Source organism: Actinoplanes oblitus (genome assembly GCF_030252345.1).
In the GTDB taxonomy this organism is placed as follows: Bacteria; Actinomycetota; Actinomycetes; order Mycobacteriales; family Micromonosporaceae; genus Actinoplanes; species Actinoplanes oblitus.
Window position 1 is genome coordinate 8,110,587 of sequence record NZ_CP126980.1, and the last position, 24,071, is coordinate 8,134,657.

Below are 24,071 nucleotides of genomic sequence, written 5' to 3' on the forward strand. Positions count from 1 at the left end.
CCTTGAGTGTGGGTGACTCAAGTCTGAGAACTGAGATTCCCGGTACGCGATTCCCCCGCAAAGTTGTGACGGCGAACTCTCGAACATGTGTACTAAGCTGGTCCGGTGATCCTGCACGCGGACCTGGACTCGTTCTACGCGTCGGTGGAGCAGCGCGACGATCCCGCGCTGCGCGGCCGGCCGGTCCTGGTCGGCGGCGGCGTGGTGCTCGCCGCCTCCTACGAGGCGAAAGCGTGCGGGGTGCGCACCCCGATGAGCCTGAGCCGGGCCCGCGCGCTCTGCCCGCGGGCCGTGGTGGTGCCGCCCCGGATGAGCGCCTACTCGGCGGCCAGCGAGGCGGTCTTCGCGGTGTTCCGGGACACCACGCCGATCGTCGAGCCGATCTCCATCGACGAGGCGTTCCTCGCCGTCGACGGACTGCGGCGGATCAGCGGGGCACCCGAGGAGATCGCCCGGCGGCTGCGCGCCGAGGTCCGCTCCCGGGTCGGCCTGCCGATCACTGTCGGCGTCGCCCGCACCAAGTTCCTCGCCAAGGTCGCCAGCGGCGTCGGCAAACCGGACGGCCTGCTGGTCGTCCCGCCCGGCGCGGAGCTGGAGTTCCTGCACCCCCTGCCGGTGGAGAAACTCTGGGGTGTCGGGCCGAAAACCGCCGCCAAGCTGCGCGAGCGCCAGATCCACACGGTCGGGCACGTGGCCCGGGTCGGCGAGGCCGCGCTGGTCGCGATGCTCGGGGCGCACGCCGGTCGGCACCTGCACGCGCTCGCCCACAACCACGACCCGCGGCGGGTGACCACCGGCGGGCGGCGCGGTTCCATCGGGGCCCAGTGCGCGCTCGGCCGCGGGCGCTCGTTCGACGAGGTGGAGGCGGTGCTGGCGGCCCTCGTCGACCGGGTCACGCACCGGATGCGCGGCGCACACCGAGCCGGCCGGACGGTCACCCTGCGCCTCCGGTTCGCCGACTTCCAGCGCGTGACCCGCTCCCGCAGCCTGCTGAAAGCCACCATGCGGACCGGTGCCGTGCTGCGCACCGCCGTCGAGCTGCTCCACGAGGCCCACCCGCTGATCGCCCAGCGAGGCCTGACCCTGGTCGGCGTCGCCGTCAGCAACCTCGACGGCGAGGGAAACGTCCAGTTGGAGCTGCCCTTCGACGCCCCTCGGCAGGACGGCCTGGACGCCGCGGTCGACCGCGTCCGGGATCGTTTCGGCGCCACGTCCCTGCACCGAGCCGACATGCTCGGCCGCGAAATGCACCCCTCCGCCCCCCTCCTCCCCGACTGACCCCACCGGCTGGCCGTCACGGTGCTCTCCCCCAACCGTCACCACCAGCCCGAGTCCCCAACCGCCGCGAACCAGCGAACCGACACCAAGCGGCTGGCCATCACGGTGGCCTCCCAGGACGCGACACCACCCTGACGGCCAGCCCGACAGAACGAGCGCCAGCACATCAGCGAGCAGGCAGGGCGCGGCTGGCCATCACGGTGGCCTCCCAGGACGCGACACCACCCTCACCACCAGCCCCAAACACCAACCGCCGCAAACCAGCGAACCGGCGGCAAGCGGCTGGCCATCACGGTGGCTTCCCGGGACGGGACACCACCCTGACGGCCAGCCCGACAGAACGAGCGCCAGCACATCAGCGAGCAGGCAGGTCCCGGCTGGGCGTCACGGTGGCTTCCCGGGACGGGACACCACCCTGACGGCCAGCCCGACAGAACGAGCGCCAGCACATCAGCGAGCAGGCAGGTCCCGGCTGGGCGTCACGGTGGCTTCCCGGGACGGGACACCACCCTCACCGCCAGCCCGACAGAACGAGCGCCAGCACATCAGCGAGCAGGCAGGGCGCGGCTGGCCGTCACGGTGGTGTGCGGGGACGGAGACCACCGTGACGACCAGCCGGGACCTGGTGCGGCGGGACTGGGGGTGACGGTGAGCGGCCACGGGCAATGAAGGGGACGGCGATCGTTTTGGACGCGCAGCGGCCAGATCGCCGGCCCCGGCCCGCGCGGGAGCGTGCGATCCGCACCACAGCGGACGCGCGTAAATGAAGATCTTGAAGTTGATCTTCCGGTTGTTCGGAAGCACGCGCGCCCAAGCGGATCGACAGGGCGGGATGAGGCGATCCGAGGACGCGGCGGGCGAGGCGATCCCGGCGGGCGAAGCGATCCGAGGACGCGGCGGGCGAGGCGATCCAAGGCGGCGGGCGAGGCGATCCGAGGACGCGGCGGGTGAGGCGATCCAAGGCGGCGGGCGAAGCGGTCGGAGGGGTGGCGACGGGCGAGGCGGTCGGAAAGGTGGCGAGTGAGGCGACCCGAAAGGCCGGGGGCGGGCGAGGCGACCCGAAAGGCGGGGGCGGGCGAGGCGACCCGAAAGGCGGGGGGCGGGCGAGGCGATCCGAAAGGCGGGGGCGGGTGAGGCGATCCGACAGGCGGCGGGTGAGGCGATCCGAGGGGGTGGCGGCGGGTGAGGCAGACTGCTGGCGTGCGGAAGATGTATGTGATCGGGATCGGGGCCGGGGATCCGGACCACCTCACCCTGCAGGCGGCCAAGGCGATCGGGCGGACCGATGTGTTCTTCCTGCTGGACAAGGGGGAGGCCAAGCAGAGCCTGATCGATCTGCGGGAGCGGCTGATCCGCGGGTACTCGCATCCGCGGAAGCGGATCGTGGAGGGGCGCGATCCTGATCGGGATCGGACGCCGGCGGACTACACCGGGACGATCGCCGACTGGCGGACGCGGCGGTCGCAGGTGATCGAGGAGCTGATCGCCGAGCATCTGAAGGAGGACGAGACCGGGGCGATCCTGGTCTGGGGCGATCCCTCGCTCTACGACTCGACGATCGCGATCCTCGAGGAGATCCTGGCCCGCGGGGCGGTGACCTTCGAGTTCGAGGTGATTCCGGGGATCAGCAGCGTGTCGGCGCTGGCGGCGAAACACCGGATCGGGCTGAACCGGGTGGGGCAGCCGTTCCAGGTGACCACCGGGCGCCGGCTGGCCGAGGGGTGGCCGGAGGGCGTCGACGACGTGGTGGTGATGCTCGACGCGCAGCAGGCGTTCACCGGGCATCCGGACGCGGAGATCTACTGGGGCGCCTACGTGAGCACCGAGGACGAGATCCTCGCCGCCGGGCGGGTCGCCGACGTCGCTGAGGACATCGTGGCGACCCGCACCGAGGCTCGGGAGCGGCACGGCTGGATCATGGACACCTACCTGCTGCGCCGCCCCCGGCAGGACTAAGGCCGCGCGGCGGAGTCCGACCGGAGCTGCGGCGTGGTCCCGAGTGCGCCTGGCACTCGGCCGGACTCCGAAACACGGGCTAGTTGTGATGTCCAGCGAGGTTGTTCAACCGGGTGATGGGTGCCAGCTTGCCGATGGCGGTGTGGGGCCGATGGTGGTTGTAGTCGTGCAGGAACGCGGGTAGGGCGGCTCGGCGGGCCTTTTCGCTGGTGTAAAGCTTGGCGAAGGCCCAGCCGTCGGCCAGGGTTCGGTGGAAGCGTTCGATCTTGCCGTTGGTCTGTGGCCGGTAGGGGCGGGTCTTCTTCACCGTGATGCCGAGGTCGGCGCAGGTCGAAGCCCAGAGCCGGGATTTGTAGGCCGAGCCGTTGTCCGACAGCACCCGTCGGGTGGTGACGCCGCGTGCGGCGAACCAGGCGACGGCGCGGCGCAGCACGCCGGTGGCGGTGATCGCGGTTTCGTCGTCGTGGATTTCGGCGTAGGCGACGCGAGAGTGGTCGTCGATGACCGTGTGCACGAACGCGGTGCCGATGACGGGGTTGCGATGCTTGCTCCGCGGTTTGCCGACGGTGGCGGCCCGGTTCTTCTCGCCTTGTTGACGGCCGAGGTAGCGCCAGCCGCCGCCGTCGGGCACATTGCCGAGTTTCTTGACGTCGACGTGTAGCAAGTCGCCAGGAGCGTCATGTTCGTAGCGGCGGATCGGCTCGCCGGTGCCGCGATCCAGGTACGACAGCCGGTTTGCTCGTTGCCGGCGAAGGACGGCATGCACGGTCGAGGCTGCCAAGCCGAGTTGGTCGGCGATCGGGACCGGTCCCCAGCGCCGCTTCGTGCGCAGGTGCAGGATCTTGCGGGTCACCGGTGCGGGGGTCCGGTTCGGCTGCCGGTGTGGTCGTGACGAGCGGTCACTCATGCCGGCTTCGCCCTCGGCACGGTAACGCTCGGCCCACTTGTTCGCGGTTCGCCAGGACACGTCGTAGCGTTCGGCCGCTCGTGCGGGTGACCACCCGTCCTCCACGATCAGACGCGCCAGCCGCAATCGCGCTCGAACGGTCAGCGCAGCGTTAGCGTGGGACATGAAGGCCTCCGGGTGCTGGTCAGCGGTGTCTCGACAACTCCACTGCAGCGCTGGAGGCCTTCATCGTTCACCGAATCAAGCCATGATCGTCAGATCGAGTGGTCACACTTCCTCGACCAACGTCCCCGGACATCACAGCTAGTTCAGCAGCTCGATGGTGATCGACTCGTCGGGGTTCATGACGGTGTCGATGGCGATGATCCGGCCGCCGGCCACCGTGAAGCTGAGCGCGATCCGCAGGCCCTGCTCGGTCCGGACGAACGCGCCGGCCGCGCCGTCGACGAGTGCCGGCATCGCGGCCTGGGCCCGCCCGGAGAAGAACCGCGCCGCCTCGTCCGCGCCGCGCAGGCCGACCTGGCCGTCGCCGCCGCGCATCACCACGTCCGGGTCGAGCAGCGCCAGCAGGCCGGCGAAGTCGCCACCGCGGGCGGCGGTCAGGAAGGCGTCGACGATCTCCCGTTGCCGGGCGGCGTCAGCGGCGCCGGCCGGGGAGCCGCCCTGCACGCGGCGGCGGGCCCGGCTGGCCAGCTGGCGCGCGGCGGCCGGGCTGCGCCCGACCACCGAGGCGATCTCCTCGAAGGAGACGGCGAACAGGTCGTGGAGCACGAACGCGAGGCGTTCGGCCGGGGTGAGCGTTTCCAGTACGACGGTGAGCGCGTCACCCACCGCGTCGGCGAGCATCGCCTCCCGCTCCGGATCCTCGGCGCTCGGCAGCTCGGTGACCGGCGGTTCCTCCCGTCGGGCGGCCCGGGAGCGGAGCATGTCCAGGCACACCCGGCTGACCACGGTGGTCAGCCAGGCCGGCAGGTTGTCGACGGTGTCGCCGCCGGCCCGGCTCAGCCGCAGCCAGGTCTCCTGCACGGCGTCGTCGGCCTCGGCCCCGGAGCCGAGCATCCGGTAGGCCACCGCACGCAGCCGTCCCCGGTTCGCCTCGAACTCGGCGGCCAGCAGGTCATCACCCATTTTTCGGTCCCCTTGTCACATCTGAGCGACGCGGCGCGTCACATGTCCGACGGAGCAAGTCCCACGGATGTGACCAGGAGCCGATCATGGAACCCCGGATCAAGAACACCACCCCGCAGCCGGACCTGACGAAGGCGGTCAACCTGCTCTACAAGACCGCGTTCTCGGCCGGCGTGCCGAAAGTCGTCCTGGAACTGGTACACCTGCGGGCCAGCCAGATCAACGGGTGCGCCCCGTGCGCCGACTCCGGCGCGCGCGCCATGCGGCAGGCCGGTGAGAGCGACGACCGGCTGTTCGCGGTGCCGGTGTGGCGGGAGACGCCGTACTTCACCGAGCCGGAGCGGGCCGCGCTGAACCTGGCCGAGTACGCCACCCGGATGGCCGACAACCCCGACCCCGTCCCGGACGCCGTCTGGGACGAGGCCGCGAAGCACTTCACCGAGGAGCAGCTGAGTGCGATCGTGCTGTGGATCGCCACCACCAACTTCTTCAACCGGATCAACGTGACGACCCGGCAGCAGGCCCCGCAGAACTGGGGTTAGTTGTCCTCCAGGTCACCCTCGGTCTCGAGGTAGAGCTGCTGGAGCGCGGCCAGCGTGTCAGGCGACGGGGAGTCCCAGAGCTTGCGGTCGGCCGCCTCCAGCAGGCGCTCGGTGATGCCGTGCAACGCCCAGGGGTTCGACTTGCGCATGAACTCCTGGTTCTCGGCGTCCAGGGCGTAGGTGGTGGCGAGCTGCTCGTACATCCAGTCGGTGACCACGCCGGCGGTCGCGTCGTACCCGAAGAGGTAGTCGACGGTGGCGGCCAGCTCGAAGGCGCCCTTGTAACCGTGCCGCCGCATGGCGGCGATCCAGCGCGGGTTCACCACCCGGGCGCGGAAGATCCGCGCGGTCTCCTCGGTCAGGCTGCGGGTCCGCGTCGCGTCCGGGTTGGTGGAATCGCCGATGTACGCGGCGGGCGCCTTCCCGGTGAGCGCCCGCACCGTGGCGATCATCCCGCCGTGGTACTGGAAGTAGTCGTCGGAGTCGGCGATGTCGTGCTCGCGGGTGTCGATGTTCTTCGCCGCGACGTCGATTCTCCGGTACGCGTTCTCCATGTCCCCCCGCGCCGGCACCCCGTCCAGGTCCCGCCCGTACGCGAACCCGCCCCACACCGCGTAGACCTCGGCCAGGTCGGCGTCGTCCCGCCAGTTCCGGCTGTCGATCAGGGGCAGGATGCCGGCGCCGTACGCCCCCGGCCGGGAACCGAAGATCCGGGTGGTCGCCCGCCGCCAGTCGCCGTGCTCGCCCTGATCGCGCAGGGCGTGCTCGCGGACGTAGTTGTCCGGCTCGTCCAGCTCGGCGACCAGCTTGACGGCGTCGTCGAGCATCGCCACGACGTGCGGAAACGCGTCCCGGAAGAACCCGGAGATGCGGACCGTCACGTCGATCCGGGGCCGGCCCAGCTCCGCCCGCGTGATCGGCTCCAGCCCGGTGACCCGGCGGGAGGCCGGATCCCAGATCGGGCGGACCCCGATCAGCGCCAGCACCTCGGCGATGTCGTCACCGGCGGTGCGCATCGCGCTGGTGCCCCAGGCGGAGAGGCCCACCGATTTCGGCCAGGCGCCGTAGTCGGCGCGGTAGCGGGCGAGCAGCGAGTCGGCCATGGCCTGGCCGGTCTCCCAGGCCAGGGCGCTGGGGATGGCCTTGGGGTCGACGGAGTAGAAGTTGCGGCCGGTGGGGAGGACGTTGATCAGGCCGCGGAGCGGGGAGCCGCTGGGGCCGGCCGGGACGTAGCCCCCGTCGAGGGCGTGCAGCACGTGGGTCAGCTCGTCGGTGGTGCGGGCCAGTCGCGGCACCACCTCGGTGGCCGCGAACTCCAGGACTCGCCGGACCGCTTCGTTGTCCGAGATCCCGGAGGTGTCGGCCGGCCAGCCCTTCTCCTCCATCGTGGTGATCAGTGCCCGGGCCTGAGCCTCGACGGCGTCGGTCTCCGCGGTGCTCGCGTCCTCGGTCAGCCCGAGCGCCTCCCGCAGGCCGGGCAGCGCCGCGACCTGGCCGGCCCACATCTGCCGGGCCCGGAGCATGGCGAGCACCAGGTTGATCCGGGCCTCGCCGGTCGGCGCCGCGCCGAGCACGTGCAGGCCGTCCCGGATCTGCACGTCCTTGACCTCACACAGCCATCCGTCGATGTGCATGATGAAGTCGTCGAACTCTTCGTCGTCCGGCCGATGCGCCTGGCCCAGGTCGTGGTCCATCTTGGCGGCCTGGATCAGCGTCCAGATCTGCGCCCGGATGGCCGGGAGCTTGGCCGGGTCCAGGGCGGCGATGTTCGCGTGCTCGTCGAGCAGCTGCTCGAGGCGGGCGATGTCCCCGTACGACTCGGCCCGCGCCATCGGCGGGATCAGGTGATCGACGAGCGTGGCGTGCGCCCGCCGCTTGGCCTGCGTGCCCTCCCCCGGGTCGTTGACCAGGAACGGGTAGATCAGCGGCAGGTCACCGAGGGCCGCGTCGGTGCCGTCGGACGCGGACATCCCCACGTTCTTGCCGGGCAGCCACTCCAGGTTGCCGTGCTTGCCGACGTGCACCACGGCGTGCGCGCCGAACTCGTCGGCCAGCCAGCGGTAGGCGGCCAGGTAGTGGTGGCTGGGCGGCAGGTCGGGGTCGTGGTAGATGGCGACCGGGTTGGCCCCGAAGCCGCGCGGCGGCTGCACCATGACGACGATGTTCTCGTCGCGCAGCGCGGCCAGCACGATGTCGCCGTCGTCGACGTACAGCTCACCGGGCGGCGGGCCCCAGTGCCGCTCGACGCTCTCCCGGAAGTCCTCGGGGAGGGTGTCGAACCAGGACGTGTACCTGGCTGCCGGAATCCGCACGGGATTTCCGGACAGCTGCTCCTCGGTCAGCCAGTCCGGGTCCTGACCGCCGGCCGCGATCAGCGTGTGGATCAGGCCGTCGCCGTCGTAGTCGATGAAGTTCCCGACTTTGTAGCCCCTGTCGCGCAGCGCCGCGAGCAGCGCGACAGTCGACGCCGGGGTGTCCAGCCCGACCGCGTTGCCGATCCGCGAGTGCTTGGTCGGATAGGCCGACAGCATCAGCGCGATCTTCCGCTCGGCCGGCGGGACGTGCCGGAGCCGGGCGTGCGCCACGGCGATCCCGGCCACCCGCGCCGCGCGCTCCGGGTCGGCGACGTAGACCGACAGCCCGTCCGGGTCGATCTCCTTGAACGAGAACGGCACCGTGATGATCCGGCCGTCGAACTCCGGGATCGCCACCTGGGTCGCGGCGTCGAGCGGGGTGAGGCCGTCGTCGCTGGCCTCCCAGGCGGTCCGCGAGCTGGTCAGGCAGAGACCCTGGAGGATCGGCACGTCCAGGTCGGCCAGCACGCCGACGTCCCAGGCCTCGTCGTCGCCGCCGGCGCTCGCGGTGGCGGGGCGGGTGCCGCCGGCCGCCAGGACGGTGACCACCAGGGCGTCCGCTGTGCGCAGCTCGGCGAGGAGCTCGGGCGGTGCGGTGCGCAGCGAGGCCGTGAAGATCGGGAGGGGGCGGCCGCCCTTGGCCTCGATGGCCTGGCAGAGCGCCTCGACGAAGGCGGTGTTGCCGGCCATGTGGTGGGCGCGGTAGTAGAGCACCGCGACCGTCGGAGCGGGCGCGGTCGTCTCGGCCGGGGTCCGCCGCAGGAGGCCCCACTGCGGGCTCTCGGTCGGCGGCGCGAAGCCGTTGCCGGTGAGCAGCACGGTGTCGGAGAGGAAGTCGTGCAGCGCGACGAGGTTGTCCGCACCGCCCTGCGCGAGGTAGGTGTGCGCGTCGGCGGCGATACCGGCCGGGATGGTGGAGAGCTTCATCAGGTCGGCGTCCGGCAGCATCTCGCCGCCCAGGACGACCACGGGGATGTCGCCGCCGAGCAGCGCGTCCAGCCCCTCCTCCCACGCGCGGCGGCCGCCGAGGATGCGGACCACCACCAGCTCCACCCCGTCGAGCAGGGCGGGCAGGTCGGCGACACCGGTGCGGGCCGGGTTGGCCAGCCGCCAGGCCGAGCCGCTGGCCCGGGCGCTGAGCAGGTCCGTGTCAGACGTCGACAGCAGCAGAAACACGCGTGCGCTCCCCCTCGGGGTCCGCGCCCCGGGTAGTAAGAGATCAACGGCGACCGGAGTTCCTGGCTCCCGGGCAGTGGCGCCCGGTGACAGTGGCGGGACCGCGCCGGACTCGCACCGGCTTCCTCCGCGGCGTCGCCGCTCGATTCACTTGTTCCGGTACACGCTATCGGACGGCCGGGGGCGGCTGGTCCGCGACGCCACTGAGGGTGCGGCCTGCCCGGTTTGTTCCCGCCGCGCCGCCCTCGCGCTCACCGCCCTGCCCCGCTCGCTCCGTCCCTGCCGCGCCTCCGCCGCGTCACGCTCACCGCGCCCATCTCGCCGTCATGCCGCGCCGGCTGCCCTTCGCTGCGCTGCTCGGCCGGAGTGGAGTGTGACGCCGCTGACGAAGTTGTGATGCTGCCGACCCGAGATGGCGTTGTTGTCGGCGGCCGCCCGTAGTATCCGGGCCGTGACAGCCCACCGACAGTCCGACACCGACGCCTGCCCCGGCGCGCTGCGGTTGCATGCCGCTGCCGACGGGCTGCTGGCGCGCGTCCGGCTGCCCGGTGGCCTGCTGACCGGCGCCCAGCTCGGCCTGCTCGGCGAGCTCGCGGAGGAGTTCGGCGACGGCCGCCTGGAGTTGACCTCCCGGGCAAATCTGCAGCTCAGAGCGCTGAAAGAGGGCGACGCCGCGCGGTTGGCCGATCGCTTGCGCGATGCGGGGCTGCTGCCGTCACCGACCCACGATTCGGTACGCAACATCGCCGCCCCACCACTCGCCGACGCCCGCGTGCGGGAGTTGGTGGCGGAGCTGGACGCCGCGATCCGCGCCGATCCGGAGCTGGCCCGGCTGCCCGGCAAGTTCCTGTTCGCGATCGGTGAGGTGCCGCTCGCGGCCGATGTCGCGGCGATCCCCGGTCCGGCGGGCGCGTTCGCGCTCCGGTTCGGCGGGCGCGACACCGGGCTGCGGGTGGATGCCGGCGCGGTGGTGCGGGCGCTGGTCGTGAGCGCGCACGCGTTCCTCGCCGAGCGGGAGGAGCAGCGGAGTGGCAAGGGTGCCGCGTGGCGGTTGCGGGAGCTGGCCGACGGGCCGGGGCGGGTCTCGGCGCGGGTCGTGGAAACGCTCGGTTTGGCGCCGGTGGCGGCGAGCCGGCCGGTCACCCTCAGCGGACCGCCGGGGGCGGCGGCCGGGGACGTGAACGCGGCGGTGCTGGTCGGCGTGGTGACCGATGGCGATCAGTGCGCGGCGGGGGCTTTGGTGCCCTTGGGGCGGCTCGAGGGCACCCAGACGAGAGTCTTGGCGGAGGCCAAGCGGCTGGTCGTCACGCCGTGGCGCGGTGTCCTGGTGCCCGGTCTCACCGCTGCCGAGGCGGCGTCCTGGACCGAGCGGCTGGCCGCGGCGGGGCTGGTGGTGACCGCGACGTCCCGGTGGACCGGGGTGACGGCCTGCGCGGGGCGGCCCGGGTGTGCGAAATCGCTGGCCGACGTGCGGTCCGACGCCGAGGCGGCGAGCCGGTTCGTGGCCGGGCTGCCGGTGCACTGGGTGGGCTGCGAGCGAGCGTGCGGGAGCCCGGCGGGCGCGCACGTGCGGGTCGAGGCGACCGGCGCCGGTTACGCGGTGACCCGCAGGTCCGCTGACGGCCTGCTGACCGAGAGCGCCCAGGCGGTCGATTCGCCGCTCCGGCAAGCCGAGGCGGCCCGCTCCGGACCGGAGACGGGACTCCCGGTGAACCGGCTGCCGGAGGCGGCGACCGACGGCACGGGACAGACGGTGACATTCCCGGTGGATCCGCTGGGGGACGTGGTGGCGGGGGCGAGGAGAGGCTGATGGATTACGAACGGGACGGCGCGGAGATCTATCGGCGGTCGTTCGCCACGATCCGGGCCGAGGCGGACCTGGGCGGCCTACCGGCCGACGTCGCGCGGGTGGTGGTTCGGATGATCCACGCGTGCGGGATGGTGGACCTGGTGCGGGATGTCCGGTTCAGCCCAGGTGTGGCGATCGCCGCGCGGAAGGCGCTGCTGGACGGGGCGCCGATCCTCTGTGACGCCGAGATGGTGGCTTCCGGGGTGACCCGCTCGCGGCTGCCCGCCGGGAACGACGTGGTCTGCATGTTGCGCGACCCCGGCGTACCGGAAATCGCCGCACGCATCGGGAACACCCGCAGCGCCGCGGCCCTCGATCTCTGGGGTGACCGCCTCGGCGGTGCCGTGGTGGCTGTCGGCAACGCGCCGACGGCGCTGTTCCGGCTGCTGGAGATGGTGGCGGCCGGTGCGCCGCGGCCGGCGGCGGTGATCGGCATCCCGGTCGGCTTCATCGGCGCTGCCGAGTCGAAGGAGGCGCTGGCCGAGTCCGGTCTGGAATACCTGATCGTCCGAGGCCGCCGGGGCGGCAGCGCGATGACAGCGGCCGCGGTGAACGCCCTGGCCTCGGAAGCGGAGTGACGAGCGGCGCGGCGGCCGGGGTGGGCCCCGGGACCGGAATGACGAGCGGCCCAGCCGCCGGGGCGGACCTCGGGAGCGGAATGGCGACCGGGGTGCGGCGGCGACTGGTAAGCGGAATGACGGATGGCAGGGCGGCGGGGCGATGACCGGCGTCGCGGGAGTGGAACGGGACATGACGAACGACGTGGTTCGCGGGCGGCTCTACGGGGTGGGGCTCGGGCCCGGTGACCCGGAACTGGTGACGGTCAAGGCGGCGCGGCTGATCGGGGCGGCCGACGTGATCGCCTATCACGCGGCGCGGCACGGGCGCAGCAACGCCCGGGCGATCGCTGCCGGGTACCTGCGGGACGGGCAGATCGAGGAGGCGCTGATCTACCCGGTGACCACCGAGACGACCGATCACCCGGGTGGTTACCAGGGCGCCATCGACGAGTTCTACGAGCGGGCCGCGGCCCGGCTCGCCGCGCACCTGGACGCCGGGCGGGACGTCGTGGTGCTGGCCGAGGGCGACCCGTTCTTCTACGGGTCCTACATGCACATGCACAAGCGGCTGGCGCATCGCTACGAGACCGCGGTGGTGCCCGGCGTGACGTCGGTGAGCGCGGCGTCGGCGGTGCTCGGGCGGCCGCTGATGGAACGCGACGAGGTGCTCACCGTGCTGCCCGGCACGCTGCCGCCGGACGAGCTGGCGCGGCGGCTCGCGGCGACCGACTCGGCCGCGGTGATGAAGCTGGGGCGGACGTTCGACGGGGTGCGGACGGCGCTGGAGCGGGCCGGCCGGCTCAAGGACGCGTTCTACGTGGAGCGCGCGACGATGGCCGAGGAACGGATCGGGACGCTGGCCGAGGTGGATCCGGCGACCGTGCCGTATTTCTCGCTCGCCCTGCTCCCGAGCCCGGCGGCCACCGCCTTCGCCGAGGCCGAGACGGCGGGTCCGCCCACCGCTTCAGACCAGGCAGCGGCGCTGCCCGCCGCTTCAGGTCACGCAGCGGTCCTGTCCACCGAAGCTTCGATCCGCGCGGCGGCCCCGCCCACCGCTTCAGGACGGGCGGCGGGTCTGGCCGCCGGCGCTTCAACGGAGGCCGCGGGTCTGCCCGCCGGCGCGCGAGCCGGAGAAGAGGCCCAGGGCGGCGCGGTGACCGTGGTGGGGCTGGGGCCGGGTGCGGCCGAGTGGCTCACCCCGCAGGCGCGGGCGGCGCTGGCCGAGGCGGACGACGTCGTGGGTTACACGACCTACGTGGCGCGGGTTCCGGTCAACCCCCGGCAGCGACGGCACGCCTCGGACAACAAGGTCGAGGCGGAGCGTGCCGCGTTCGCGCTGGACCTGGCGAAACGGGGGCGCCGCGTGGTGGTGGTCTCGTCCGGGGACCCGGGGGTCTTCGCGATGGCCGCCGCCGTGCTGGAGGTGGCCGAGGATCCGCAGTGGAAGGACGTGCCGGTGCGGATCGTGCCGGGGCTGACCGCGGCACAGGCCGTCGCCTCCCGGGCCGGCGCGCCGCTCGGGCACGACTTCTGCGTGCTGTCGCTCTCCGACCGGCTCAAGCCGTGGCCGGTCATCGAGGGCCGGCTGGCCGGGGCGGCCGCCGCCGACCTGGTCATCGCGATCTACAACCCGGCCTCGCAGACCCGCAAGCAGCAGCTGGTCCGGGCGCGGGAGCTGCTGCTGGAGCACCGCGCGGCGAGCACCCCGGTGGTGGTCGGGCGGGACGTCGGCGGGCCGCGGGAGACCGTGCTGGTCACCACGCTGGGCGAACTCGATCCGGCCACTGTCGACATGCGCTGCCTGCTCATCGTCGGGTCGTCGCAGACCAGGGCGGTGACCCGAGCGGACGGCGAGACGATCGTCTACACCCCACGGCACTACCCGGGCGCCTGATCCCCGCACGGCGGTGGCTGACCATCGGCCACCGCCTGGGGAATGAATTCCCCGCTCCCGAACCGCAACGAAGGGCAACCGCACTGCATCGACGAGTTACCTGATGGCAACGCGCGCCGAGCCGATCGGAGGGGCCACTGAAAAGAAGACTCCGTGAAGGGCTCCTCCCACCATGTCTCTCGCTGGTCGCCGCGCTGCCATCCTGGCCTCTTCACTCCTCCTTTCGGTCCTCGCACAGACCGGCGCCGCCGAGGCGGCCACCCCGACGCCGACGCCGACCCCGGCGAAGAAAACCGGCACCCCGGTGACCAAGACCGCCACGCCGGTGACCAAGACCCCCACGCCGGTGACCAAGACCAGCACCCCGGTGACCAAGACCCCCACGCCGGTGACCAAGACCAGCACCCCGGCGACCAAGACCCCCACGCCGGTGACCAAGACCAGCACCCCGGCGACCAAGACCCCCACGCCGGTGACCAAGACCAGCACCCCGGCGACCAAGACCCCCACGCCGGTGACCAAGACCAGCACCCCGGCGACCAAGACCGGCACGCCGGTGAAGGCCACGCTCAAGGACGCCACCCTGGTGACCCGCCTCGGCGCCGTCAAGGTCGCCAAGACGATCAACTACTACCCGTCGAACGCCGGCTGGTCGGCCATGTGGACCAGCTTCGACCCCGCCAAGATCGAGGCCGACCTGGCCAGGGCCAAGGCGCTGGGTGCCGACAACGTGCGGGTCATCGTCTTCCCGACCGCGTTCGGCTACCCCACCCCGAAGGCCGACTACGCCGCCAAGCTGAGCAAGTTCGTCAGCGTCGCGGACGGCCAGGGCCTCACCGTCAAGCTCACCCTGTTCGACTGGTGGGCCGCCTACACCGACGCCACCGGTAGCGCCAACTGGGCGAAGGCGGTGCTCACCCCGTACGCGAACGACCCGCGGGTGCTCTCGGTGGAGGTGCAGAACGAGTTCGACCCGACCGACGCGAAGGCCGTCGCCTGGGCCAGGCAGATCATCCCGAGCATCCGGGCGGCCGTGCCGGCCATGCCGCTGACCCTGTCGGTCTCCGGCACCGCCGGCGCGAACGGGCTCGCCCAGATCCGCTCCGCGCTCGCCGCCACCCCGCTCGACTACCTGGACTTCCACTTCTACGGCAACTCGGAGCGAGCGCTCGCCGAGATCCGGAAGGCGCAGGGCGCGGCCGGCCCGGTACCCATCGTGATCGGCGAGACCGGCCTGAGCACCGCCACCGGCACCGAGGGCGAGCAGGCCGGGTACCTGGCCCGGGTGTTCCAGGCGGCCCGGGCGGCCGGGGTCGGCTCGGTCGCCCCGTGGACCCTGAGCGACTTCAGCAACGGCGCGATCCCGGCCAACTCGGCGGTCTCCAGGATCCCGGCGCAGTACAAGTTCGGCCTGTACCGGGCGGACGGCACGGCGAAGGCCGCGGCCGCCGTGGTGAAGACCTACTGGGCCGGGCAGTCCGTCACGAACAGCGTGCTGGACCTGGGCTTCGAGGCGACGGCGACCAACTCGCCGTGGCGGCCGTACCTGGCCGAGGAGGGTGTCGCGGAGCGCACGAGCGACGCCGCCCGCACCGGCACCTGGTCGGCGAAGTTCAGCGACACCACCCGCACCGACGGCGGCCTGCCGTCGATCCGGATCTCCCCGATCACCCCGGTGCAGCCGGGCCAGAAGTGGCACGCCGAGGCGTGGGCCAAGGGCCAGAACGCCACCGGCGCCACCGAGATCGCGCTGAGCTGGTTCGACGCGAACGACAAGTGGCTGGGTCAGGCCACCTCGAAGCGGCTCGCGACCGGCACCACCGGCTGGACCCGGCTGACCGTGGACACCACCGCCCCGGCCGGCGCGGCGAGCGTCCAGCTTCACCTCAAGTCGGGCGACAACCGGGGCAGCGTCTGGTTCGACGACGTCACGCTCTCCTGAACCAGTCCCATCCTGGTGAAGAGGCGCTGGTAGGCGTCCAGCGTCCGGTCCCAGGAGGACGGGTCCGCGTGCCGCCGGCCGGTGAGGCCGGCGGCACCGGCGATGCCGGCGGCGAGCGCGGCCGGGTCGGCCGGCGGGACGAAGACCGTTCCGGGGTACGGCCCGGCCGCCTCGACCAGCCCGCCGACCGAGGTGACCACCACCGGCAGCCCGTGGCTCATCGCGATGTGCAGCGGCCCGCTGGCCGAGCTGCGCCGGTACGGCAGCACCACCGCGTCGGCGGCCGCGAAGTACGCGTTCACCTCGGCATCCGGCACGTACCGGTTGACGAAGGTGATCCGGTCCCGGGCCGGTGACGCGGCGATCAGCTCGGCCGGAAGCGTCCAGCCCTCCCAGGTCTCCCCGACCACCGTCAGCCGGTATCCCGGGCCGAGCGTCGCGAACGCCTCGATCAGGTCCTCCAGGCCCTTGTACGGCCGGATCGTCCCGAAGTACAGCAGCCGCACCACCCCGTCCGGCCCGGGCACCCGCTCGACACCGGCGGCGTGGTGGTCGAACGGCCCGTGCAGCGCGATCTCGGCCGGCACCCCGCCCAGGTCGTACGCGCCGGCCAGGGCGTCCCTGTCGAACGCCGAGTGCACCACCACCCCGGAGGTCCGCCGCAGCAGCGGACGGATGGCCGCCCGCACGTACCGGGCCGCCCACCTGTGCCGCAGCTCGCCGGTGTCCTGCACCTCGTGGAACTCGATCACCACCCGGATACCGAGGTGCCGCGCCGCGGCCGCGAGCACCAGGTACGAGTGCAGCACCGCCCCGGTCCACCACTGCAGCACCAGCACGTCCGGCTGCCGCGCGCGGAGGAACGCGACGGCGCGGGCCAGGCTGGGCAGCGCCCACCAGTCGACGCCGTCGAAGGTGGGGACGGTTTCGGCGTACCGTAAATCGGTCAGCGGAAGCCCGACCCGGGCGCGCCCGGGGTAGAGGCGGGCCGGGAGCAGCCGCCGCATCAGGATCGCGCTCACCTCGAAGCGCTCCTCGAGCGCGTTGCTCAGCCGGCAGGTGTAATAGCTGATCCCGGACAGGAAGTGCCACCCCGATCCGGCGACCACCACCCTAAGACGCCGCGACGCAGGCACGGTAAACCTCCTCGATCTGGGGGACGACGCGCGCGGCGGTGAACTCCAGGCCCCGCCGCGGGCCGGCCGCGCGCAGCCGCGCGGCGAGTTCGGTGTCGGTGAGCACCCGCAGCAGCGCGGCGTGCAGCGCGGCCACCTCGCCGGGCGGCACCAGCAGCCCGCTCTCGCCGTCGCGCACCACGTCGGTGAGCCCGCCGGCGGCCGACGCGACCAGCGGCGCACCGGCCAGCATCGCCTCCACCGCGACCTGTCCCATCCCCTCGTTCAACGACGGGACCGCCCCGGCCGCGGCGCCCCGCCAGGCCGCCATCACCTGGGCGTGTGGCACGTCGTGCCGGATCAGCACGCCGGGCGGGGGCGGCGGGGTGTCGTCGCGGCGGGTGCCGAGGCAGACCAGGGCCGGCGCCGGTCGCGGCCCGGCCCATCCGGCGACGAGCTCGCGGTACGCGTCGAACAGCACGTGGATGCCCTTGTGCGGGCCGAGCGCCCCGACGAACAGCAGATAGTCACCGGCCGGCAGCCAGTCCGGGCGGGGGGTCTCCCGGGCCAGCCGGTCGAGGCCGTCCGGGACCAGGCTGGACACCACCCGCACCGGCAGGTCGCCGGGGATCCGGGCCTGCCGCAGGGCGTCGGCCACCGAGCTGGAGATGGCGGTGAGCGCGTCGATGCCCCGGTGCCGGTGGGCGTGCAGGCCGGCGGTCAGGGCCGCCGCCCGGGGCCGGCCGTACTGGGTGGACGCGCAGCTCACGCAGCGGGACAGGCGCGGGCCGGGGCACGGGCCGCCGTCCCGGGAGAAGGTCTTGCGGACGCAGGTCAGCCCGAAGTCGTGCGCGGTGTGCACGTGCGGCCGCCCCAGCCGGGTCCGGCGCAGCGGCAGGTAGCTGTACATCAGCCAGTCGTGGCTGTGCACCACGTCGAAGTGCTCGGCCCGCAGCAGCCGGGCGATGGCGGCGGTGGCCAGCGGGTCCGGCATGGTCGGGTGGAACGGCTTGCCCGGGTTCTCGTTCATGGCGGGCAGCAGCGTGTTCGCGACGCTGCGGACCCGGTGCACGCGTACCCCGTTGATCGTGTCGTGGCCGGGCGCGGCGGGTGTCGCGCAGGTCAGCACGGTGACCTCGTGGCCGCGCCGGACCAGTTCCTCGCTGCTGGTCGCGATGCTGCGTTCCAGCCCGCCGATCACCGGCGCGTACAGGTTGGACAGGTGCAGGATCTTCATCGGCTCTCCCTCAGGCGGCGGCGGGTGGCTCGTGACGGACTCGCCCGGGACCGGCGAGCCCGCGCCGCACGACCAGGAGAAGGACCAGGACCGCGCCGGCGGACTGCCCGGCCAGCCAGGCGACGCCCGCCCCGGTCACCCCGGCGCCGGGCAGCAGCAGCCAGGTCAGCGCGAGGCAGCAGGCCGCGCGGACCGCGTTGAGCCGGCGGCAGAGCCGGAACTCGCCGCGCGAGCGCCAGTGCGCCACGGCCAGGTTGGCGACCGCGTCCGGGATCGCGGCGAGCACCAGGATCCGCAGCAGCAGGCCACCCTCGGCCGCGTAGCCGGCGCTGAACAGGCCGAGGATCCGGTCGCCGGCGCCGAGCAGCAGCGCGGCCGGGGCGCCGACCATGGCGAGCACCACCAGCGCGGCCCGGCCGAGGCCGACGCGGGCGGCGTTGGTGCGTTCCGCGTACAGCGCCGAGGCGACCGCCGGCGACACCATGAACAGCATCGACGCGGTCATCCAGGCCAGGTAGAAGTGCGCGGTGGCGCCCGCCCCGAGCCGCGCGGTGACCAGCACCGGCAGCAGCGCGGCCGGGCCGGCCTGGGTCAGGTTGATCAGGTGGTGGCCGGTCAGCGCGGCCCGCAGGTGCGGCACCTCGGTGCCGAGGCCGCGCAGCCGCAGCCGCGCGCCGGGCCGCAGCCGGCCCAGCCCGGAACTCAGGGTCGCGGCGCTGACCAGCAGGATCGGTCCGGTCCAGGAGAGCACGACGGCGCCGGCCGAGTGCGCCCCCACGGCGAGCATCGCGGCCAGCGCACCGATCTTCCCGGCGGCCAGGACCAGGTTGCGTACGAACATCCCGTGCCCGGCCCGATGCGCCACGTAGACGTTGTCCAGCAGGGTGGTCGCGGTGACCGCGGTCGCCGCGCAGATCAGCGCCAGCGCGCCGGCCGGCCGGGCCAGGAAGCCGAAGTTCGCCACCGCCATCGGTACCAGCACCGCGCCGGCCGTGGCGACCGCGGCGGTGGCCGCGCAGCCGGCGAGCAGGCCGCCGCCGACGATCCGGGACCAGAGGTCCGGGGCGCTGCCCGGCAGCCGCTGGATGAACATGTGCCCGGCGCCCAGGTTGGCCAGCATGCTGATCGCGGTGGCCGCCGAGATGAGCGCGGTGGCCGTGCCGACCTGCGGCTGCGGTACCGCCCGCGCGGCGAGCATCCAGTAGAGGTAGCCGAGTCCGCCGTTGGCCACCGTGGTCGCCATGATCAGCAGGCTGTTGCGGGCCAGTGAGTCGTCGAGCACCCGCCGGGTCGCGGTGATCAGCACGCCGCCCGCCCCCGGACCGCGCTCGACCGGGCGTAGAAGACCGTGCCGGTGCCGCCGACGCTGATGCCGACCGGCCGCAGGCAGCCGTCCGGGGGCAGGGGCGGCAGCTGGACGTTGAGCGCGTAGACCTTCCCGGTCACCACGGTCACGGGCCGGGCCGCGACGATGGCTCCCGCGACCCGCAGCCGCAGCCACTGGGTGGTGGTCGGCAGACCGGAATTGGTCACTCGCACCGGCACCGCCAGCCCGCGTTCCGGCACCGCCACCGGGTGCCGGATCCCGGCCGCCCAGCCGTTCAGCGCCACGGTCAGGTAGCCCGGCAGCTCCGGTCGCGCCCCGCGCTCCACGGCCCGGATCGCCACCCCGCCACCGATCAGCGTCAGCACGATCGGCAGCAGCACTGCCGCGACGCTCCCGGGGACGGCCCACGGCTCCGGCTCGCCGGGCAGCGGCTCCCCGCGCCGGCCCGGGCCGCCCCGCCGCAGCCGGGCGGCCAGGGCCAGGCCGGTGGCGAGCAGGGCGGCACCGGCGATCAGCGGCACCGACGCGACCCGCACACCGAGCGGGTGCAGCAGCAATGCCACGGCCGGCAGGGTGAGCAGGCCGGCCAGCACGGTCAGCCCGGGCCGGACCGCCGGCAGCCCGGCCTCGGCCGGCGGTCCGGTGACCGCCCGCAGCCAGAGCTCGCCGATGGCGAGCAGCGCGACGAGACCGGCCGGCAGCAGGATCGGCCACGGCAGTCCGGCGGCCGGCAGCAAGATCGACAAGCTGGCGTACGCCACGACGAGCGGCCGCGGAATCGTTGTCATCGCCTTCCCTCGCGCCTCGGCAGCGGGTGTCCGCCGGACGACGCCGGCGGGGGCGGCAGGACGCGCCGGCCCAGGCTGGCGAAGTCGAAGCGGTAGATCGCCAGATGCGGGCCGTCGTAGATTTTGATCAGCCAGGGCAGGGTGTCGAACTTGGTCAGCTGAGCCCTGTCGAAGGCGGGCACCCCGTCGTGGCGCAGCGGCTCGTTCGTCTCGAAGTAGATGTTGATGTCCGGCACCTGCTCGGCCATCCGCCGATCCACCACCAGGAACTCGAACCGCCAGTCCCGCAGCTGGGCCAGCAGTTTCGCCGGCATCGGCTGTCCCGGCCGCACCCGGTACAGGTCGTAGGCCGGGAAGCTGGCCGAGCCGGTGGTCGGCTGCTGCTCGCCGTAGGAACCGAGGATCAGGCCGGAGTAGCGGTCGGCGACCAGCCGGACGCCGCGGCCCTGGGTGTCGCGCAGCCAGTGCGCGGCGGCGAGCACCTCCGGGGTGGCGGCCCGGGTGTCCGAGCCGTACACCGGCGGCCCGGGGAACCGGTAGGACGGGTTCATCCCGGCCGCGTTGTTGCCGACCAGCAGCACCGCGCAGACCGCCAGCAGCCCCGCGCCCACCACCCAGGGCCCGGCCGCGAGGGTCCCCGGCCGGCGCTCACTGTTGCTTCCGCGGCCCGGCCACCACCGTCCCGGCCGGCCGGGGAGGTGCCGGGAGCCGTCGAGCAGGGCGATCGCCAGCGGGGCGGCGGCGACGGCCAGACCCAGGTAGCTGAACGCCCAGGAGCGGCGCGCGCCCTCCGCACCGGCCGGGGTGAGGATGAGCAGGGTGGCCGGGAAATACAGGGATCCGAGCAGCAGCATCGCGGTGGTGCCGGCCCGGGTCAGCGGCTCGTCGGTGTAGCGGCGCCGCCACCACAGCGCGGCCGCGCCGAGCAGGGCGGCCAGCGCGACGGCCGGGGCGGCGTACGCCGCGTTCTGCTCCCACCACGGCAGCACCGACTGGCTGAACAGCTCCCGGCCGCCCTCCTCGCCGCCGGCCAGCCCGCTGATCTGATCCAGCGCCCGGCCCAGGTACGGGTCCAGGTAGTCACCGGTGCGCGGGGCGACCACGCCGAGCCAGGTGGCCACGATCAGCGCGGTGCCGGAGGTGAGCGCCCAGGCCACCCGGGCCGGGGTGACCAGCTCCCGGGCCGGGATCGAGTGGATCGTGGTGACCAGCGCGAGCAGGCCGAGCACCCCGGTCAGCCAGAGCGCGGTGAGGTGGTGGGTGGCGGTGGTCGCGCCGGCCAGCAGCAGGGTGAGCGCGGCCCAGCCGAACCGGGCCGGGACGGTGCCGGCCGCCATCGCGCGCAGCGCCGCCACCAGCGCCCAGACCAGGATGCCGATGGCCAGCGACTCGTAGCCGAGCTGGGTGTCGAAGAACAGGAACGAGCTGTTCAGGCTGTAACCGAGGGCCGCCGCCGCGGCGATCCGCGGGTCCGGCCAGAGCTGGCCAGCCAGCACCGCGACGCCGAGGGTGAGCAGCACGTGCGCGGTGGTCAGCACGATCAGCGCCGCCTGCCAGATGCTCAGGCCGGTGAGCGCGGCCAGCGACGCGACGCAGGCGTGCAGGCCGGGGTAGTCGCCGATCACCCGGACGATCGGGTTCATCGCGAAGAGCCGGCCGTCGAGCAGGATCTCATGGCTTTGGCCCCAGTGCGCGTACTCGTCGTGGTAGAGCGGGCCGCTCGGGTGCCGCAGCAGTTTCGGCAGGTAGGTGAAGGCGCCGTAGCCGACCAGCACGGCCAGCCGCAGCCGCGGCGAGACGGTGCGGCGCAGCGCCCAGTAGCCGACCGGCAGGGTGAAGAGCAGCATGCCGGCCCAGAACCAGCCGAACTGCCCGCCGCTGCCCCACTCGGCCCGGTGGTAGGCGATCACGACGCAGGTCGCGCCGGCCGCACCGGCCACCGTCAGGGTGCTCGCGCACCACGCGGCCGTGGCGAGTTCCCGGCGCGGACCGCCGGGCCGGGACCCGGTGAGTCCCGGCGCCGGCCGAGTGGTGACCGCGCTCACCGGCCTCCCGCTCCCGCGCCGGCGGGCAGCGGCGTCCCGGTGATCGCCGCGTACACGTCGCGGGTCGCCGCTACCACGTCGGCCCAGGTCGGCAGCGGTGCCGCGGTGGCCGACCGGCCGGCCGCGACGGCGTCGCGCAGCGCGGCGGCCAGATCGGCGGTCTCCTCCGGGTCGGTCAGCCGCAGCCAGGCCGCGCTGCCGGCCAGCCCGGCCAGTTCCCGGTGGGCCGGGATCGGCGCGGCGACGGTCGGGATGCCGGCGGCCAGCGCGTCGGCCACCGTCATCCCGAACGCCTCGTGCGCCGAGGCGGAGACCGCCGCCGAGGCCCGGGCCAGGCAGCCGGCGAACGCCGCGTCGTCGAGCCGGCCGTGGAACACCACCCGGCCGGCCACCCCGAGCCGGCCGGCCAGCTGCTTGAGCGCGGACCGGGCGGGCCCGTCGCCGACCACGTCCAGCCGGTACGCCGGGCCGAGCGGGACCATCGCCCGGATCACCCGGTCCACCCGCTTGTAGTGCTCGAGCCGGCCGACGCAGAGGATGCCGTGCACCCCGGTCCGCCGGCCGGGCACCACCGGGCGCGGGTCGGTCCCGTTCGGGATCACCACGATCCGGCCGGTGGCCTCCGGGAAGTCGCGCAGCACCAGGTCGCGCTCGGCGCCGGTGACGCAGACGATCCGGCCGGCCCGGCTGACGATCCGCCGCCCGAACGGCCGGTACATCGGGTGCAGCGCGGCACGCAGCCGGGTGTGCCCGGTCCCGTGGTAGTGCGGGGTGAAGACCAGCGGGGTGCGGTGCCGGCCGAGCGCGGCGCCGAGCGACACCAGCGCGTGGTAACTGTGCGTGTGCAGCACGTCATAGTCCCCGCCGTGCCGGCGCAGCCAGCGCCAGAGCGGCATCGAGACCCGGTAGTCACGGGCCGGCACGGTCAGCGGGAAGCGCCGGACCAGCACGCCGTCCACGGTCGTGGTGGACCGCGCGGCGTGCTGGGTGAGCACCTCGACGTCGTCGCCGGCCTCGGCCAGCCCGGCGCACAGGCGCCGCACGTGCGTCTCCACCCCGCCGATGTCGGGGTGGTAGGCGTTGCAGACGACGCCGATCCTCATCGGACAGCCCGTCCCGCGACCTGCCGGGCCACCGGCTTGCGGCCGCGCGGCCACTCCCGGGCGATGGTCCGCAGCACCCGGATGCCGTCGGTGAACGCGTTCAGGTTGCTCACCCCGTGGATCCGATCGTGCTCGAAGCTGGACACCTCCTCGATGACCAGACGGGCCCGGGCGGCACGCAGGTTGAGCAGGGTCTCGATCTCGAAACCGTCGCCCCACAGCCGCCCGTCGCCGCCGGCCGGGGCGGGCGAGGTGCTGTCCAGGTCGAAGACGTCCAGGTGGCAGGACCAGAACGCGTTGTATCCATAGCAGAGGTCGCTGTAGCGCGTACCGAAAAGGGCATTGACCAGCACGCTCAGCATCTTGTTGCCGGCCCGGCGCAGCCGGGTGATGTCGGCGCTGCCGCCGCCGGGACGGAACCGCGAGCCCTTGGCGAAGTCGGCGCCGGCGCGCAGCGCGGCGATGAAGCTGGGGATCTCCCCCGGGTCGGTCGAGCCGTCGGCGTCGATCATCACGATGATGTCGCCGGTACACGCGGCGAACCCGCAGGCCAGGGCGTTGCCCTTGCCGCGGCGGTTCTGGGTGACGACGCGGATGTCCGGGCGCAGCTGCCGGGCGACCGCCACGGTGTCGTCGGTGGAGCCGCCGTCGACCAGGATCACCTCGTCCACCTGGGGCAGCCGGGCGAAGACGTGCGGCAGGTTACGGGCCTCGTTCAGCGCCGGTACGACGACGCTGACGATCGGCTCGGGATCGGGCTCCGGGTCGGGTCGGGCCGGCGGCTCGACGATGATCTGTGCGGTGCCGGTCTCGGTGGGGAGCACACGGTCGACCGTGGGCATGTGGTGTCTCCGATCGGGCAGGGTGGAG

The 24,071-nt window shown here is 73.4% G+C and carries 17 protein-coding genes and 1 riboswitch; of the genes, 7 read left to right on the plus strand and 10 right to left on the minus strand.

From position 1 onward, the window contains the following. Window positions 1-105: 105 nt before the first annotated feature. Entirely contained in the window at window positions 106-1,278 is a 1,173-nt protein-coding gene (gene dinB / locus Actob_RS36040) for a DNA polymerase IV (RefSeq protein WP_284916422.1), read from the plus strand. A 1,209-nt stretch (window positions 1,279-2,487) separates the two neighbouring features. Next, window positions 2,488-3,234, plus strand: coding sequence for a precorrin-6A synthase (deacetylating) (gene cobF, locus Actob_RS36045; RefSeq protein WP_284922447.1), 747 nt, complete (start codon window positions 2,488-2,490; stop codon window positions 3,232-3,234). Between the two features lie 79 nt (window positions 3,235-3,313). Here cobF and Actob_RS36050 read toward each other — a convergent pair whose 3' ends face one another. Together Actob_RS36050 and Actob_RS36055 are read right to left on the minus strand one after the other, a co-directional pair. Then, the gene (locus Actob_RS36050) at window positions 3,314-4,306 is read right to left on the minus strand and encodes an IS481 family transposase (protein WP_284916424.1); all 993 of its coding nucleotides are present in this window, start codon (window positions 4,304-4,306) and stop codon (window positions 3,314-3,316) included. A 138-nt stretch (window positions 4,307-4,444) separates the two neighbouring features. Further along, window positions 4,445-5,269 carry a sigma-70 family RNA polymerase sigma factor gene (locus Actob_RS36055; RefSeq protein ID WP_284916425.1) on the minus strand — a complete coding sequence of 275 codons (825 nt, stop codon included), beginning with the start codon at window positions 5,267-5,269 and terminating at the stop codon, window positions 4,445-4,447. 86 nt (window positions 5,270-5,355) lie between these two features. On the opposite strand from Actob_RS36055, the gene Actob_RS36060 reads away from it, so the two are divergent. Beyond that, window positions 5,356-5,811 carry a carboxymuconolactone decarboxylase family protein gene (locus Actob_RS36060; protein WP_284916426.1) on the plus strand — a complete coding sequence of 152 codons (456 nt, stop codon included), beginning with the start codon at window positions 5,356-5,358 and terminating at the stop codon, window positions 5,809-5,811. Here Actob_RS36060 and cobN read toward each other — a convergent pair. Continuing rightward, complete coding sequence (cobN, locus tag Actob_RS36065) at window positions 5,808-9,341, minus strand: cobaltochelatase subunit CobN (protein WP_284916427.1); 3,534 nt, start codon at window positions 9,339-9,341, stop codon at window positions 5,808-5,810. The two genes, Actob_RS36060 and cobN, sit on opposite strands and share 4 nt — an antisense overlap. 35 nt (window positions 9,342-9,376) lie before the next feature. Further along, window positions 9,377-9,496: riboswitch (cobalamin riboswitch) on the minus strand. A gap of 296 nt (window positions 9,497-9,792) precedes the next feature. On the opposite strand from cobN, the gene Actob_RS36070 reads away from it, so the two are divergent. From Actob_RS36070 to Actob_RS36085, 4 genes are all read left to right on the plus strand, one after another. Then, window positions 9,793-11,151: a precorrin-3B synthase gene (locus Actob_RS36070; protein WP_284916429.1), complete on the plus strand. Its 1,359-nt coding sequence runs from the start codon at window positions 9,793-9,795 to the stop codon at window positions 11,149-11,151. Then, complete coding sequence (locus Actob_RS36075) at window positions 11,151-11,768, plus strand: precorrin-8X methylmutase (protein WP_284916430.1); 618 nt, start codon at window positions 11,151-11,153, stop codon at window positions 11,766-11,768. The genes Actob_RS36070 and Actob_RS36075 overlap by 1 nt, the downstream gene beginning before the upstream one ends. Before the next feature lie 172 nt (window positions 11,769-11,940). Continuing rightward, complete coding sequence (locus Actob_RS36080; protein WP_284916431.1) at window positions 11,941-13,644, plus strand: precorrin-2 C(20)-methyltransferase; 1,704 nt, start codon at window positions 11,941-11,943, stop codon at window positions 13,642-13,644. 172 nt (window positions 13,645-13,816) lie between these two features. Beyond that, window positions 13,817-15,586, plus strand: a complete 1,770-nt coding sequence (locus tag Actob_RS36085; RefSeq protein WP_284916432.1) for a cellulase family glycosylhydrolase — start codon at window positions 13,817-13,819, stop codon at window positions 15,584-15,586. Here Actob_RS36085 and Actob_RS36090 read toward each other — a convergent pair. Genes Actob_RS36090 through Actob_RS36120 form a run of 7 tightly spaced genes read right to left on the minus strand, consistent with a single transcriptional unit; the run spans window position 15,526 to window position 24,043 of the window. Next, a complete protein-coding gene (locus Actob_RS36090) occupies window positions 15,526-16,722 on the minus strand; it encodes a glycosyltransferase (protein ID WP_284916433.1) in 1,197 nt (398 codons plus the stop codon). The two genes, Actob_RS36085 and Actob_RS36090, sit on opposite strands and share 61 nt — an antisense overlap. Next, entirely contained in the window at window positions 16,700-17,938 is a 1,239-nt protein-coding gene (locus Actob_RS36095; RefSeq protein WP_284916434.1) for a glycosyltransferase family 4 protein, read from the minus strand. Before Actob_RS36095 ends, Actob_RS36090 begins: the two co-directional genes overlap by 23 nt. 10 nt (window positions 17,939-17,948) lie before the next feature. Beyond that, window positions 17,949-19,244: a lipopolysaccharide biosynthesis protein gene (locus Actob_RS36100; RefSeq protein WP_284916435.1), complete on the minus strand. Its 1,296-nt coding sequence runs from the start codon at window positions 19,242-19,244 to the stop codon at window positions 17,949-17,951. Beyond that, window positions 19,238-20,053 carry a hypothetical protein gene (locus Actob_RS36105; RefSeq protein WP_284916436.1) on the minus strand — a complete coding sequence of 272 codons (816 nt, stop codon included), beginning with the start codon at window positions 20,051-20,053 and terminating at the stop codon, window positions 19,238-19,240. The genes Actob_RS36100 and Actob_RS36105 overlap by 7 nt, the downstream gene beginning before the upstream one ends. After that, the gene (locus Actob_RS36110; protein WP_284916437.1) at window positions 20,050-22,098 is read right to left on the minus strand and encodes a hypothetical protein; all 2,049 of its coding nucleotides are present in this window, start codon (window positions 22,096-22,098) and stop codon (window positions 20,050-20,052) included. Before Actob_RS36110 ends, Actob_RS36105 begins: the two co-directional genes overlap by 4 nt. Further along, on the minus strand, window positions 22,095-23,201 hold the full coding sequence (locus tag Actob_RS36115; RefSeq protein ID WP_284916438.1) for a glycosyltransferase family 4 protein: 1,107 nt from the start codon (window positions 23,199-23,201) through the stop codon (window positions 22,095-22,097). The genes Actob_RS36110 and Actob_RS36115 overlap by 4 nt, the downstream gene beginning before the upstream one ends. Further along, window positions 23,198-24,043, minus strand: coding sequence for a glycosyltransferase family 2 protein (locus Actob_RS36120; protein ID WP_284916439.1), 846 nt, complete (start codon window positions 24,041-24,043; stop codon window positions 23,198-23,200). The genes Actob_RS36115 and Actob_RS36120 overlap by 4 nt, the downstream gene beginning before the upstream one ends. Between the last annotated feature and the right edge of the window lie 28 nt (window positions 24,044-24,071).